Source organism: Brevundimonas huaxiensis, from assembly GCF_014218725.1.
GTDB lineage: Bacteria > Pseudomonadota > Alphaproteobacteria > Caulobacterales > Caulobacteraceae > Brevundimonas > Brevundimonas huaxiensis.
In genome coordinates this window covers 277,416-290,202 of sequence record NZ_JABBJE010000002.1, presented here as the reverse complement: position 1 = coordinate 290,202, position 12,787 = coordinate 277,416, and the positions used below count along the sequence as shown (strand labels likewise).

The following is a 12,787-nucleotide window of genomic DNA, read 5'->3' as shown; positions in this document are numbered from 1 at the left end:
ACGACACAAATCATGAGTTGCGTCGGGCGAAAGTATGGCGCGTTCAACCCGCCAGCAACTGCTCGACCTGATCGCGCTCGGGCGCCGATGGCTGGGCCCCCGGCCGGGTGGCCGCAAAGGCTCCGGCGGCGCAGGCGAAGCGCAGCACTTCGGCCGGGTCCATGCCTTCCAGCAAAGCCACCGTGATGGCGGCGACGAAGGCGTCGCCGGCGCCCGTGGCATCGACCGCCTCGACGGCGGGCGGGGTCGCCCAGGCCATTTCGACGCCGCGCTGATACATGGCCGCGCCTCGCGCGCCCTTGGTCACCACCACGCGACCGCCGCCCCGATGCAGTCCGTCGCCATAGAAGGCCGCCTCGGTCTCGTTGACGACGATCAGGTCGGCGCGGCGCAGCAGCCGTTCCGACACCGGCGCGGCGGGCGCCAGATTGGCGCAGACGAAGCCGGTCGCACGGCCCACCGCCGCCTCGACCGTCTCGATCGGCAGCTCCAGCTGTACGATCAGCGCGCCCTCGATCCGCTGAGGCAGCTGCTCGGGGGTGACCATATGGTTGGCGCCGGCCGCGACCACGATCTGGTTCTCGCCGGTCGGATCGACGGCGATCAAAGCGACGCCCGTCGGCGCCGCCACATCGACCTCCACCCCGGCGAGATCGACGCCCAGATCCTCCATCAGGGCCAGGGCCTCGCCGGCCATGGCGTCGTTGCCGACCCGGCCGATCAGGCAGACCTCGGCCCCCAGTTTCTCGGCCGCCAGCGCCTGATTGGCGCCCTTGCCGCCGGGATGGCGCGCCAGGGTCGCCCCGGTCACCGTCTCGCCCGGAGCCGGCAGCTGGGGCGCGGTGGCGACCAGATCCAGGTTGATCGAGCCGACGACGGTGATCCTCATGCGCCGGCCTCCAGCGCCTCAGCCTTCAGTGCTTGGGCCTTCAGCTTGGCGACGATCAGGTCGAACACCCCTTGCGCATCCGCCGCGACCGCCCAGTGATGCCGCGCCGTCGCCGGATCGATCCGGAACTCGACCGCCGTATGCCCGCGCGTCAGGTCCGAACCCGTCTCCACCTCGATCCGGCAGGGCTTGGTGTCGAACAGGTCAGGCTGGATCAGCCAGGCGATGGGACACGGGTCATGCAAGGGGGCTGCCTCCCACCCCACGATCTCGCGCTCCACCCGCTGCGAGAACCGCAGCGTCGACGCCGCCGCCCGCGCGGCCTCGCTGTCGATGGCCTCTATCGCCACGATCCGGGCCTCGGTCGCGCGCACCTGATGGGTCGCATCCAGGCCGAAGGCGACGACCTGACACCCCGATCCGAACACCACCGCCGCCGCATCGGGATCGGCCCAGATGTTGAACTCGGCCGATGCGGTGACATTGCCGCCTTCCGACCGCGCCCCGCCCATGACGACCACCGGCCCCAGCCGTTCGGCCAGCCGCCGCTCGCGCCGCATCGCCAGCGCCAGATTGGTCATCGGCCCCAGAACGGCGATGGCGACCGAACTTTCGGGCCGGCTCATCACCAGATCGACGATCGCGTTGGCGGCCGGCCCGTCGCCGACGATCCCCGTCGGTTCGAACGGCTCCAGATCGCCCAGACCCTCGACGCCGTGAAACCCGCTCGCCCCCGCCGGCGGACGTTTCAGCGGCCGCTCCGCCCCGCCGAACACCGGCACCTCCTCGCGCCCGGCGATCTGACGGATGATGCGCGCATTGCGCTGGGTCTTGGCGCCGGGGACATTGCCCCCGACCGTGGTGACGGCCAGCAACTCCAGCTCGGGCGCGGCGAAGGCCAGAAACAGCGCCACGGCGTCGTCCACACCGGGGTCGCAATCGATGATCAGGGACTGAATAGGCACCGCCCATGACTAGGCAGGCCGGCCGCGCGGAGCAAGCCGCAACCGCGCCTCAGACCCGACACGCTTCCACGCACGCCTGGGCCAGCACCTCAGCCGAATCCGTCAGGGGAACCGGCGCATCCTCGGCCTTCAGCAGCAGCGGCACTTCGGTACAGCCGGCGATCAGCCCATGCGCGCCCGCGTCCGCCAGGGCCTGCGCCAGACGCAACATCCCTGCCCGCGCCGCCTCGCCTACATCGCCGCGCTTGACCCCATAGACCAGGCCCATGAAGGCCTCGCGGTCCGCACCCTCCAGCAGCACAGTGTCGACCCCGCGCGCCGCCAGCGCCTGCGTGTAGAGCCGCTCGCCCCCCGGCGTCGCCAGCACGCCGATCCGTTTCACTCCAGAGGCCGCCGCCGCATCCGCCGTCGCCGCGATCATGTCGATGAAGCCCAGGCCCTTCGCCTCGCACGCCGCGCGGATTCCGCCCGCCTGGGCGTGGGCGGTGTTGCAGGGCATGGCGATCACCTCGGCCCCGGCCGCCGCCAGCCCCTCGGCCATCTGCCCCAGCACCACCTCGGCCTCGCCCGGCCGCGTGTTGCGATCGGGCACCTGGGGGTTCAGGTCCATCACCACCCGGATGTGATCGGCGTCGCCCTCGGCCGGCGTCAGCGCCTGCACCCGCGCCAGAAACGCCACCGTCGCCGCCGGCCCCATGCCGCCGATGACGCCCAGGATCTTGCTCATCGCATCACGCCCCATCCCGCGACCGCCGCGGCGGCCAGAACTGCCGGCACGGCGTAGCGGCTCTTCCAGGTCCACGCCACCGCCAGGGCGACCGCAAAGATCGCCACGGCCGCCGCCATCGACGGCGCCCGCTGCAAGGTCGCCCAGCCCAGCTCCACGCTGGTCGCGGCGATGATGCCCACTACCGCGGCGGCGACCCCGGCCAGACCATCGTGCAGCCGCCGGTCCTCGACCACCGCCTCCAGCCGCTCATAGAAGATCATCGAAAAGGCGAAGGCCGGCGCGAACACCCCGGCCGTCATCGCCAGCGCCCCGCCCCAGCCCGCGACCACAAAGCCGACGAAGGTGCAAAAGATCACCAGCGGCGCCGGGATCACGCCCGCAAAGGCGATCCCGTCCAGAAACGCCCCATCGTCGATCAGCCCGCGCCCCACCGTATCGGCGCGGACATAGGGAATGGCGGTATAGGCGCCGCCGAACGTCAGCAGCCCCGCCTTCAGCCCCGTCCAGAACATCGCGACCCAGCCGATGTCGCCCGCCGGCCCCACCGTCTGTCCAAACACCGGCCCGTGGTCCCCCAGCCCGTGCATCGCCAAGGCTGCGACGCCCGCCAGCGCCACGACCCCGACGGCCAAGCCGACCCGCCCGGCCCGGACCAGCACATAGGCCGCGCCGCCCGCCGCCAGCACGATCCAGAACGCCGCTCCCGCTAGGGTCGCCGCAAAACCGACGACGGCGACGGCCCACAGCCAGCGATCCTCCAGAATATGCGATCCGATCTTGCAGACGGCGCGCACGATCACCGCCACCACCGCCGCCTGAACCCCCAGAAACGCCCCGGCCAGCAGGCCCACGACCGGCGACAGCGCCACATAGGCCCAGCCGATCCCCAGCATCAGGATCAGCCCCGGCAGCATGAACCCCAGCCCCGCCAGCAGGCCGCCGATCCGCCCCCGCGCCCGCATGCCCATGTGCACGCACAGCTCGTGCGCCTCCGGCCCCGGCAGGACCTGCAACACCGCCAGCAGTCGGTTGAACCGCGCGCTGGACATCCACCGGTCCTGATCGACCAGCTCGCGCCGGATCATCGCGATCTGCGCCACCGGCCCGCCGAACGCCAGCAACCCGAACCGCAAGAACCGCAGAAACACCGCCGCCAAAGACAGCGCCGGCGGGACAGGTTCGATCTGCGGCGCAATCATCCGATCAGTCTTGATCTCGCTAAAAGGTTTGCAAATCAGGCCAGCCTTTACTGAGGGCTCGCCATGGCTCTTGCGACCGCGTCCTGCATCTCCGCCCTCAAGCCGGCCCACTCGCTTTCGGGCCTCAGCTTGCCCTCGCATTGCTGTTGAAGGTGACCCACGGGATAGACGTAACTTTCCGATCGCTGCGCTGCGGCGCCGATCTCTTGAGGCCCGACAAAAATGCCAAGGTCGGCAAGCCGACTTTCGGTGGCCATGCGGGCGGCGACCATCGATGACACGAGCGCGTCCGGGACTGGCGCCGCGCATCTCACGGCGTCATATCGATAACGGACCATCGCCAGTGCGTAGAGGTCAGACGCCTTCTGTCGATCATGATCCGCCCAAGCCACCGAAGCCACGAACAGACAGAGAGGCTGAGCGTCGCCACGACCGTCCCATAGCGCCGCACGATCGGCGTCAGATAGCGAGGCGCCCATAAATGTCGAGCATCGGCCCAGGGTGTTCGAGGCAACCGGCTGGATACCCTGGCCAGCACTGGCTTCACGCTTATTTTCGGCCGAAGTGGCGGGTTCTGACCCGCAACCCAAAAGGCCCGCGGCGACAAGCAGGGGGACAAGAACGTTCAAGATGCTCACCTTCGTCAATGTCGCCTTCCGATCCGCAGCCCAGCTATGACACCGGCGTCAGCCTAAACCAGCACAAGCAGCGCGGCATAGACGCGATCATCCAAAGTCGCAGCCCCCGTCTTCACCGCCTTGAGCCCGCTCGATCCGATAGGCCCCCGCACGCATCGTCAGCGGCCGTCCCTTCCAGCTCAGTCGCACCGCGCCCTCGTCCACCAGGGCGTCCACCGCGGCGTGAACGTCAGGCATCGCCTCGCGCCACGCGCCGTCTTCGCCCGCGACCGCCCGCGCGACCTCGCTGGGGCAGACGGTGGCGTCCCCGGCCCGGGCGGCCAGCAGCGCCAGCGTCGCCTCGCGTGCGTCCATGCCGTGCGCCGTTCCCTACAGCGCCCCTTCGATCTCGGTCTGATAGCCGAACAGCCCCTGCGCTCCGCCGGTGTGCAGGAACACCAACGTTTCGCCCTTGAACTGTCCCGCCCGCGCCAGGGCGATCAGCCCCTTCATCGCCTTGCCGGAATAGACCGGGTCCAGCACGATCCCGTCCAGACGCGCGGCCAGGGTCAGGGCGTCGATCACCCCCTGGTCGATCAGGCCATAGCCCTCGCCGACATAGTCGCAGTCGGCGACGACCATCTCGCGCGTCACCCGGCCCGGCTGGCCCAGCAGGGCGGCCGTCTCCTCGGCCAGTTTGAAGACGTTCGCCTCCTGCCTGTCCTTGGGCGCCCGCACCCCGATGCCCAGCACGGGAATGTCCGCCCCCATGACCGCCAGCCCGGCGACCAGGCCCGCATGGGTGCCCGCGCTGCCCGTCGCCGTCACGATGCGGTGGACCTCCAGATCCATCTCATCGGCCTGGACCACGATCTCGCGCGCGCAATCGACATAGCCCAGCGCCCCAACCGGGTTCGATCCGCCGCCGGGAATGACATAGGGCTTGCCGCCCCGCGCCCGCACCTCGGCCGCCGTCTTCTCCAGCTCGGCGACCATGTCCGTCCCGCCCGGCACGGTGCGCAGGGTTGCGCCGAACAGCCGGTCCAGCAGCACGTTTCCGTTGCCGACATAGTCCGTCGCCTTGGACCCCGTCCGCTCTTCCAGAATGATCTCGCAGGCCAGGCCGTGCGCCGCCGCCGCGGCCGCCGTCTGGCGCACATGGTTCGACTGCACCGCCCCTTGCGTTACCAGGGTGTCGGCGTCCTGTTCGAACGCGGCGCCCAGCAGGAACTCCAGCTTGCGGGTCTTGTTGCCGCCGCCGGCCAGGCCGGTGCAGTCGTCGCGCTTGATCCACAGATCCAGTCCCAGCTCCTCCGACAATCGGGGCAGCGGCTCCAACGGCGTCGGCAGATGGGCCAGGCGGATGCGGGCGAAACGGGCGAGATGCATGGGACGGTTTCCTGTTCGCCGTCTTGATAGCCCGCGCCCGTGACATTCAAAAGCGCCGGCCCAGGCCGCCCGGCCCTTCGCCCCGCCCTCGGCCTCAGCCCGGCGCGCCGGCCTCGGCCACACGCGTCGGCGCGACGAAGGCGGCGTCGCACAGGGCCTGGGCGAAGGCGTGGGACGTGACGGCCTGCCGGTCCATCAGGGCGTCCAGCACCCCGGCCCCCGCATCCACCGTCACGACCAGCGGATAACGCCCGACCACCTGACCGCCCTGCGCCGGGTCGCGCAATTCGGCGGTCGCCCGCATCCGGTGTTCGGCGCGATCGCCGGCCAGAATGGCCAGGCGCGGCGCCCGGCTCAGCGCCTCGACATGGATGTTCAGGTTCAGCCGATGCCGGCCGCCGGCGCACAGCCCCATTTCGTTCAGCACCTCGTCGTTGAAGGTGTCGGCGAAGTCGTCCTCGGCATCCAGCCAGCCGGTCGTGGTCGTGACGCTGCCGATCCGCGCCTGTTCGGCCATGGCGGGCGACAGGGCCATCGGCTCGCCGCCGACCTCCACCGAGGCGCAGGCCGTCAATCCCGCGCACGCCATGACCGCCAGGATGGCGGTCGTCTTGATCTGTTTCATCGTTCCCTCTCCCTCGATGACGCGACTAAGCTTGGCTGCGAATGAACGCCGCCTGAACGCCGTTCGACAAGCGGTCCGGAGCCAAAGCCGACGTCCAAGCGTTGCCGCCGCATGACCGCCGCCGCGCCGCCCTTGGATCTGCAACGCGAGCGCGCCTATGTCCGCGATCTGGGCCGCGCCTTCGCCGGCGCCCTGGTGTTCAACATCCCGCTGTTGATGACGATGGAGATGTGGGCGCAGGGCGTGATCATGGACCGCTGGCGGCTGCTGACCTTCATCCTCGCCGGCCTGCCGCTGCTTTACGGCCTGGCCTATTACGCCGGCTTCTCGAAACGGCGCGGGCCGGTCAACGATGCGCTGGACACCGCCGTGGCCTTGGCGGTCGGCTTCATCACCGCCTCGGTGCTGCTGATCCTGTTCGGCGTCGTCGAATGGGACGCGCCGCCGCGCGAGGGCCTGGGCATGGTCGCGCTTCAGGCCATTCCCGGCGCCATGGGCGCGCTTCTGGCCCGGCGTCAGCTCAGCGGGGATGGCGGAGGCGATACGGATGAAGATCAGGCCTCCTATTTCGGCGAACTGTTCCTGATGGCGGCCGGCGCCCTGTTCTTCGCCCTGAACGTGGCCCCGACCGAGGAGATGATCCTGATCGCCTACAAGGCGACGCCCGCCCACATCCTGGCCCTGATCGCCGTCTCCATCCTCCTGCTGCACCTGATCGTCTTCAAGGCGGGCTTCGCCGGTCAGGAAGAGGCCGATCATCCGATCAAGGCCTTCCTGCATTTCACCCTGCCCGGCTACACCATCGCCCTGGCCGTCAGCCTGTTCACCCTGTTCCTGTTCGGCCGCACCGACGGCCATGCCGTCGCCGGCGTGGTCCAGACCATGGTCGTCCTGGGCTTCCCCGCCGCCATCGGCGCCGCCGCCGCCCGTCTGTTGGTCTGACCCCATGCCCACGAAGACAAAGCCCGCCGCATCGACCCGCCCTCTGCTGCAATGGGGCATGGCCTTGCTCGGCGCCGTCATCACCCTGACCGCCATCGGCATCGTGGTGTGGGAGGCGCTCCAGCCCACGGCCCCGCCCGCGCTCAGCGCCCGCATCGTCGCCGTGGACGTCACCGCCGCAGGCCAGGTCGCGACCGTCCGGGTCCAGAACGACGGCGACGACACCGCCGCCGCCGTGGATATCGAAGGGGTTTTGGGCGACCAGACCGCGACCGCCAGCCTGGACTACGTCCCCGGCCACGGCCACGCCAAGGCCTACCTCCGCTTCGACGCCGATCCGCGCGCGGCGGCCGTCTCGGTCAAGGGCTGGTCGGCGCCCTAGATGGCGGTCAGGCCGCCTGGGCCAGCACCGCGTCCTGCATCCGCTCGACCGTCTGCTGAGGCGCGCCGGCGCCGCCCACCGTGGCCCGAAGCGTCTCCTCCAGCGCCGGGGTCACGCGCACGCTGGCCATGGCCCAGCCGGAAAAGCCGCGCGCCGGGATCGACTTACGCTCGATCACCACCACCTCGTCATGACGCGGATCGCTCGCCAGCCGCGTCATCAGCCGATCCAGATCCTGCGCCGCGCCCTCCAGCACCTGCAGGAAGCGCCCGTCGTGGATCAGCAGCGCGCCGGTCAGGTCGTCGCGCGCATTGTTGCGCTGCGACGTGGCCAGGATGTCCACCTGCATCATCAGGCTGTCCGAATTTCCCCGCGCGCGGCTGGTGTAGAGGATGCGTTCCAGGTTCAGGCTCATATCCTCGTTTCACTCCGCCGACGCCGGCATCCGGCCCAAGCTTTGCGCATAGCCCAATAAATCCGCCGCGCCTACAAGGACTTATGTGCGGTTTCGGACAACTCGACATCCGCCGCGACGCGGGTTAGCCTGCAAACGTTCTCCGGGGGGTCGCAATCGAGCGGCTGAGATAGAGGTTTCTCCTCTGACCCGTCGAACCTGATCCGGGTCATGCCGGCGAAGGGATGAGTAACGCTATAGGTCCTCACGCTACAGGACCCTCGCGCCCGACGTCGGCGGACCTCAAACCGTTTGAGGCCGCCATGAACATCCAAGTCACCCCGCCCGCCCTGCCCGAAGAACCGAACGTCGAGTTGGCGCTGAAAGACGCGCGCGAACAGGTGATGAAAGAGACCGGGACCATCCCGACCGGCGAACGGGCCGGCTCGCGCAAGGTCTATGTCGCAGGCGAACTCTATCCCGACATTCGCGTCCCCTTCCGCGAGGTGGCCGTCCACGCATCCGCCAACGAGCCGCCGGTGACCATCTATGATTCATCGGGCCCCTACACCGACCCGACCGTGACCATCGACATCAAGCGCGGCCTGCCCCACGTCAAATCCAGCTGGCAACTGGACCGCGGCGACATCGCCCCGGTCGCCAATCCGCGCGAGGTCAAACCCGAGGACAACGGCCACGCGTCCGGCCGCCACCTGGCCCCGCGCTTCGACACCTCCAACCACTGCGTCTTCAAGGGCGTCGAGGGTCGCCCGGTCACCCAGTATGAATATGCGAAGGCCGGCATCATCACGCCCGAGATGGAATATGTCGCCATCCGCGAGAACCTGCGCCGCGAGCAGAACAGCCCCTGCATCCGCGACGGCGAGGACTTCGGCGCCGCCATCCCCGACTTCGTGACGCCCGAGTTCGTGCGGCAAGAGATCGCGCGCGGCCGCGCCATCATCCCGCACAACATCAACCACCCCGAGGTCGAGCCGATGATCATCGGCCGCAACTTCCTGGTGAAGATCAACGCCAACATCGGCAACTCGGCGGTGCTCTCCAGCGTCGACGACGAGGTCGACAAGCTGGTCTGGGCCACCCGCTGGGGCGCCGACAACGTCATGGATCTGTCGACGGGCCGCAACATCCACAACATCCGCGACTGGATCATCCGCAACTCCAGCGTCCCCATCGGCACCGTGCCCATCTATCAGGCGCTGGAGAAGGTGGGCGGCATCGCCGAGGACCTGACGTGGGAGGTGTTCCGCGACACCCTGATCGAACAGGCCGAACAGGGCGTGGACTATTTCACCATCCACGCGGGCGTGCGCCTGCCCTTCGTGCCGATGACGGCCAAGCGGGTGACAGGCATCGTCAGCAGAGGCGGATCCATCATGGCCAAGTGGTGCCTGGCTCACCACAAGGAGAGCTTCCTCTACGAGCATTTCGAGGACATCTGCGACATCATGCGCGCCTATGATGTGTCATTCAGCCTGGGCGACGGCCTGCGCCCCGGCTCCATCGCCGACGCCAATGACGAGGCCCAGTTCGCCGAGCTGCGGACCCTGGGCGAACTGACCAAGATCGCCTGGGCCAAGGGCTGCCAGGTCATGATCGAGGGCCCCGGCCACGTGCCGATGCACAAGATCAAACAGAACATGGACGAGCAGCTGAAGCACTGCCACGAGGCGCCCTTCTATACGCTTGGCCCGCTGACCACCGACATCGCGCCGGGCTATGACCACATCACCTCCGCGATCGGCGCGGCCATGATCGGCTGGTTCGGCACGGCCATGCTCTGCTACGTCACACCCAAGGAGCACCTGGGCCTGCCGGATCGTCAGGACGTCAAGGACGGCGTCATCACCTACAAGATCGCCGCCCACGCCGCCGACCTGGCCAAGGGCCACCCCGCCGCCCGCCTGCACGACGACGCCCTGTCACGCGCCCGGTTCGAGTTCCGCTGGGAGGATCAGTTCAACCTGGGCCTGGACCCCGAAACCGCCCGCAAATACCACGACGCCACCCTGCCCAAGGAGGCCCACAAGACCGCCCACTTCTGCTCCATGTGCGGCCCCAAGTTCTGCTCGATGAAGATCAGCCAGGACATCCGCGACGCCGCCGCCGCCCAGAACGACGCCGGCGCCTCGCTGTCGGAAGCCGAAGCCGGCATGGCGGAGATGAGCGCGAAGTTCAGGGCGGGGGGCGGCGTGGTGGAGGTGAAGGTGTGAGGGTCAGATCCCGTCTTGGTTGATTTTAATCAACCGGAGCCCAAGGTGCGTGCTTAGGGGGACAAAACACGCATGCCAGTTCCTGGATTTACGCCGCACGGGCTCTTACCGCCCGGTGTTCATCCATGCTCGCTAGCGGAAGCCGCAGCGGCTCTTTGCACAAGTGAGCATCGGACCAATATTTGGACGGGATTAGAGGGGTTCATTGGCTGGGCTGCGAACTTAGTTGGGCCGACAGCGCTCTACGTCGATGGAAGCTACGTGACCGACAAACCGATACCCGGCGACATCGATCTCGTGGTAGACATTTCCGGCTGCGACGCTCCGGGCCAAGCACAATGGCTTCAGGCTTGGGCTGACAGCCATGAGCACGTGAAAAACACTTATCACGTCGATTTCTACCCTGTGGTCATGGGCCAGGGGAACGACTTCGTAGCGTTTTTTCAATATGTCCGCGCTGAGGAAGCTCTCCGGCGCGGCATCGGGTTGGACGTTCGGAAAGGCATACTTCGGGTTACGCCATGACGGCATGGGCTGATCAGGTAAGAGGACAAGCCCGCTTGGTGATCGGTCAGATCGCTGAGATGCGCGCACGCTTGCCGCAAGGCACAAGCGAGCAGGCGCTAGAGTCTTACTACAAGATGCTTGAGGAGCTATTTGAAAAGGATTTGAGGCTCGCTCAGCTTCGTGACGACTCTGACCTTCTTTTACGAGCTGAGGGAGAGGCTTTCAGCCACGACCCGAAGCTGCAACTCGTCACATCCATTTTTTCAAACGTAACTAATCAAGTCACCGGACTGGCAAAGGCCATATTGGGTGTTCGTCAGGATGGAACGATCACCCCGAGCGTGGTTGATCTTGGCTTGAGTGGGATTGCCAAAGGCAGCCTGTACTTCGGCCTGAAAGCGCAGACCCCGGATTTGGCTGTTCCACTCCTTGGCGAAGCGGACGCGCTTTTCGACTCGACCAAACGCGCTCTACAGATTATCGACGATGTTGCGCATACTGTTGAGGGGAACGACGAGATTGTTTCCGTCGAGGCTGTATCTGAAGTTATCGAGGATCCAAAAGTGCGTGATGCGGCCTTGCTCGCTGTGCAACGTATCTCGCCTAGCGGGCGACGCGGGTTCGATACGGTTTCAGTTAGCGGCGGCACCAAGTCACCTGCGGAATTGAGACCCTCGCACCGACGCGCGATCAGAGAGTCTCTGGACCGACCTGTTATAAAGGGAGACGAAATACAGTTCACGGGGCAGGTCCGTGAGATTGATCTTGATGCGTTCCGGTTTGAACTCAGAGGTATTGCCGACCACCAAGTGCGTGACCTCCGATGCGCCTATCGCGGAGTTGAAGGCATTCACCCCCGACAATTGCTCGGAGCGACAGTCCGAGTGCGCGGCCTTGTTGAACGATCAGCAAATGACGTTCCACGGCTGATGTCTATCAGCGAACTGACGATAGTTCGCGATGCACCGGAACAACTTGGCTAGCGCCTTGCCGCCCACCCTCGTCCTCCTCGCCGGACCGAACGGCGCCTGCAAGACCACCTTCATCAACGGCTTCCTGCGCGAGCGCACGGAGGCGTTTCAATTCGTCAATCCCGATGAAGTCGCGCGCGGACTGGCCGGCGACGGCCGGACGCGTGATCTGGCCGCCGGGCGGCTGGTGCTGGCACGGCTGGACGGGCTGACGCGCGCCGGGGCGGACGTGATTCTTGAAACCACTCTGGCGACGCGCTCGCATGCCGTTCGCATTCGGCATTGGCGGGCGCTCGGCTATCGAGTGGAACTGGTCTATCTGCGGCTGCCCAACGCCGACTATTCGGTTGCACGCGTCGCCCGCCGGGTCGCACGCGGCGGACATGGCATTCCCGAAGATACCCTGCGCCGCCGCTTCCTGCTGAGCGCCGAATATCTCGAAACGACCTACAAGCCCGCCGTCGATGCCTGGAAAATCTACGCCAATGGCGACGACGGTCTCGATCTGCTAGATTGGGGACCGCGATGAACAAGATGCTGATTGATCACGAAACCGCGCTGAAGGCCGCGCGCCGCGCCGCCGAGATGGCCAAGCATGGCACGCGCGAGGAGCAGTCCGGCAAGTTCCTGCCGCCTCCCGGCTGGAAGGGGCATCTGGTCACCGCCGCCGACGCCGCGCCTGCGCCGAAGAAGCGGGCCTGATCTCTTCTTTCGTCGTCCTCCGGCAAGCCGCGTCTTCGCGGCGCATACCGGGGGACCCAGCGGCGCGCGCGAGCGCGACCCTGTCGCGGACACTGACGCCCCACATCCTGCGTGAACAGATCCCTTTGGCGCCGCTGGGTTCCGGGTCTCCCCTCGCTTTCGCGAGGGTTCGCCCGGAATGACGAACGAATGGCATCCCAGCCGGGGGATGACGAAAGGAAGGGATGCACAGCTAGCCGCC

General features: G+C 67.3%; 16 protein-coding genes and 1 riboswitch. Of the genes, 7 read left to right on the top strand and 9 right to left on the bottom strand.

Annotated features, from left to right (window positions below):
• Positions 1 to 43: 43 nt before the first annotated feature.
• The 8 genes from HF680_RS06640 to HF680_RS06605 all read right to left on the bottom strand — a co-directional run bounded on the left by HF680_RS06640 (position 44) and on the right by HF680_RS06605 (position 6,414).
• Positions 44 to 889: a ribokinase gene (locus tag HF680_RS06640; protein ID WP_185224494.1), complete on the bottom strand. Its 846-nt coding sequence runs from the start codon at positions 887 to 889 to the stop codon at positions 44 to 46.
• The gene (locus tag HF680_RS06635; RefSeq protein ID WP_185224493.1) at positions 886 to 1,854 is read right to left on the bottom strand and encodes a nucleoside hydrolase; all 969 of its coding nucleotides are present in this window, start codon (positions 1,852 to 1,854) and stop codon (positions 886 to 888) included. Before HF680_RS06635 ends, HF680_RS06640 begins: the two co-directional genes overlap by 4 nt.
• A 49-nt stretch (positions 1,855 to 1,903) precedes the next feature.
• On the bottom strand, positions 1,904 to 2,581 hold the full coding sequence (locus HF680_RS06630; RefSeq protein ID WP_185224492.1) for a cysteate racemase: 678 nt from the start codon (positions 2,579 to 2,581) through the stop codon (positions 1,904 to 1,906).
• Complete coding sequence (chrA, locus tag HF680_RS06625; RefSeq protein ID WP_185224491.1) at positions 2,578 to 3,783, bottom strand: chromate efflux transporter; 1,206 nt, start codon at positions 3,781 to 3,783, stop codon at positions 2,578 to 2,580. The genes HF680_RS06630 and chrA overlap by 4 nt, the downstream gene beginning before the upstream one ends.
• Before the next feature lie 47 nt (positions 3,784 to 3,830).
• Positions 3,831 to 4,412 (bottom strand): hypothetical protein, encoded by a 582-nt coding sequence (locus HF680_RS06620; RefSeq protein ID WP_185224490.1) that lies wholly within the window; start codon positions 4,410 to 4,412, stop codon positions 3,831 to 3,833.
• Between the two features lie 96 nt (positions 4,413 to 4,508).
• Positions 4,509 to 4,775, bottom strand: coding sequence for a DUF3253 domain-containing protein (locus HF680_RS06615; protein ID WP_185224489.1), 267 nt, complete (start codon positions 4,773 to 4,775; stop codon positions 4,509 to 4,511).
• A gap of 15 nt (positions 4,776 to 4,790) precedes the next feature.
• A complete protein-coding gene (locus HF680_RS06610) occupies positions 4,791 to 5,789 on the bottom strand; it encodes a D-cysteate sulfo-lyase (RefSeq protein ID WP_185224488.1) in 999 nt (332 codons plus the stop codon).
• A gap of 94 nt (positions 5,790 to 5,883) precedes the next feature.
• Positions 5,884 to 6,414, bottom strand: a complete 531-nt coding sequence (locus HF680_RS06605; RefSeq protein ID WP_185224487.1) for a hypothetical protein — start codon at positions 6,412 to 6,414, stop codon at positions 5,884 to 5,886.
• A gap of 111 nt (positions 6,415 to 6,525) precedes the next feature.
• On the opposite strand from HF680_RS06605, the gene HF680_RS06600 reads away from it, so the two are divergent.
• A complete protein-coding gene (locus tag HF680_RS06600; protein ID WP_185224486.1) occupies positions 6,526 to 7,356 on the top strand; it encodes a TIGR02587 family membrane protein in 831 nt (276 codons plus the stop codon).
• 4 nt (positions 7,357 to 7,360) lie between these two features.
• Entirely contained in the window at positions 7,361 to 7,738 is a 378-nt protein-coding gene (locus tag HF680_RS06595) for a hypothetical protein (RefSeq protein WP_153923359.1), read from the top strand.
• Between the two features lie 7 nt (positions 7,739 to 7,745).
• On the opposite strand, the gene HF680_RS06590 is transcribed toward HF680_RS06595, so the two are convergent.
• On the bottom strand, positions 7,746 to 8,153 hold the full coding sequence (locus HF680_RS06590) for a BLUF domain-containing protein (RefSeq protein ID WP_185224485.1): 408 nt from the start codon (positions 8,151 to 8,153) through the stop codon (positions 7,746 to 7,748).
• 133 nt (positions 8,154 to 8,286) lie between these two features.
• Positions 8,287 to 8,396: riboswitch (TPP riboswitch) on the top strand.
• A gap of 140 nt (positions 8,397 to 8,536) precedes the next feature.
• Here HF680_RS06590 and thiC point away from each other — a divergent pair.
• The 5 genes from thiC to HF680_RS06565 all read left to right on the top strand — a co-directional run bounded on the left by thiC (position 8,537) and on the right by HF680_RS06565 (position 12,546).
• Complete coding sequence (thiC, locus tag HF680_RS06585) at positions 8,537 to 10,366, top strand: phosphomethylpyrimidine synthase ThiC (RefSeq protein ID WP_185224582.1); 1,830 nt, start codon at positions 8,537 to 8,539, stop codon at positions 10,364 to 10,366.
• Between the two features lie 72 nt (positions 10,367 to 10,438).
• Positions 10,439 to 10,891 (top strand): DUF6932 family protein, encoded by a 453-nt coding sequence (locus HF680_RS16240; protein ID WP_394353523.1) that lies wholly within the window; start codon positions 10,439 to 10,441, stop codon positions 10,889 to 10,891.
• 35 nt (positions 10,892 to 10,926) lie between these two features.
• Positions 10,927 to 11,856 carry a hypothetical protein gene (locus HF680_RS06575; protein WP_185224483.1) on the top strand — a complete coding sequence of 310 codons (930 nt, stop codon included), beginning with the start codon at positions 10,927 to 10,929 and terminating at the stop codon, positions 11,854 to 11,856.
• A 4-nt stretch (positions 11,857 to 11,860) separates the two neighbouring features.
• Entirely contained in the window at positions 11,861 to 12,373 is a 513-nt protein-coding gene (locus HF680_RS06570) for an AAA family ATPase (protein ID WP_185224482.1), read from the top strand.
• Positions 12,370 to 12,546, top strand: a complete 177-nt coding sequence (locus tag HF680_RS06565) for a hypothetical protein (RefSeq protein WP_157076466.1) — start codon at positions 12,370 to 12,372, stop codon at positions 12,544 to 12,546. The genes HF680_RS06570 and HF680_RS06565 overlap by 4 nt, the downstream gene beginning before the upstream one ends.
• The last annotated feature ends 241 nt before the right edge of the window (positions 12,547 to 12,787 follow it).

What these genes read in the sequence shown, in the direction of transcription:
- HF680_RS06605 (WP_185224487.1), bottom strand. Translation starts at nt 6,414, where the DNA reads ATGAAACAGATCAAGACGACCGCCATCCTGGCGGTCATGGCGTGCGCG.
- HF680_RS06600 (WP_185224486.1), top strand. Translation starts at nt 6,526, where the DNA reads ATGACCGCCGCCGCGCCGCCCTTGGATCTGCAACGCGAGCGCGCCTAT.
- HF680_RS06630 (WP_185224492.1), bottom strand. Translation starts at nt 2,581, where the DNA reads ATGAGCAAGATCCTGGGCGTCATCGGCGGCATGGGGCCGGCGGCGACG.
- HF680_RS06590 (WP_185224485.1), bottom strand. Translation starts at nt 8,153, where the DNA reads ATGAGCCTGAACCTGGAACGCATCCTCTACACCAGCCGCGCGCGGGGA.
- HF680_RS16240 (WP_394353523.1), top strand. Translation starts at nt 10,439, where the DNA reads ATGCCAGTTCCTGGATTTACGCCGCACGGGCTCTTACCGCCCGGTGTT.
- HF680_RS06610 (WP_185224488.1), bottom strand. Translation starts at nt 5,789, where the DNA reads ATGCATCTCGCCCGTTTCGCCCGCATCCGCCTGGCCCATCTGCCGACG.
- HF680_RS06565 (WP_157076466.1), top strand. Translation starts at nt 12,370, where the DNA reads ATGAACAAGATGCTGATTGATCACGAAACCGCGCTGAAGGCCGCGCGC.
- chrA (WP_185224491.1), bottom strand. Translation starts at nt 3,783, where the DNA reads ATGATTGCGCCGCAGATCGAACCTGTCCCGCCGGCGCTGTCTTTGGCG.
- HF680_RS06615 (WP_185224489.1), bottom strand. Translation starts at nt 4,775, where the DNA reads ATGGACGCACGCGAGGCGACGCTGGCGCTGCTGGCCGCCCGGGCCGGG.
- thiC (WP_185224582.1), top strand. Translation starts at nt 8,537, where the DNA reads ATGAAAGAGACCGGGACCATCCCGACCGGCGAACGGGCCGGCTCGCGC.
- HF680_RS06595 (WP_153923359.1), top strand. Translation starts at nt 7,361, where the DNA reads ATGCCCACGAAGACAAAGCCCGCCGCATCGACCCGCCCTCTGCTGCAA.
- HF680_RS06640 (WP_185224494.1), bottom strand. Translation starts at nt 889, where the DNA reads ATGAGGATCACCGTCGTCGGCTCGATCAACCTGGATCTGGTCGCCACC.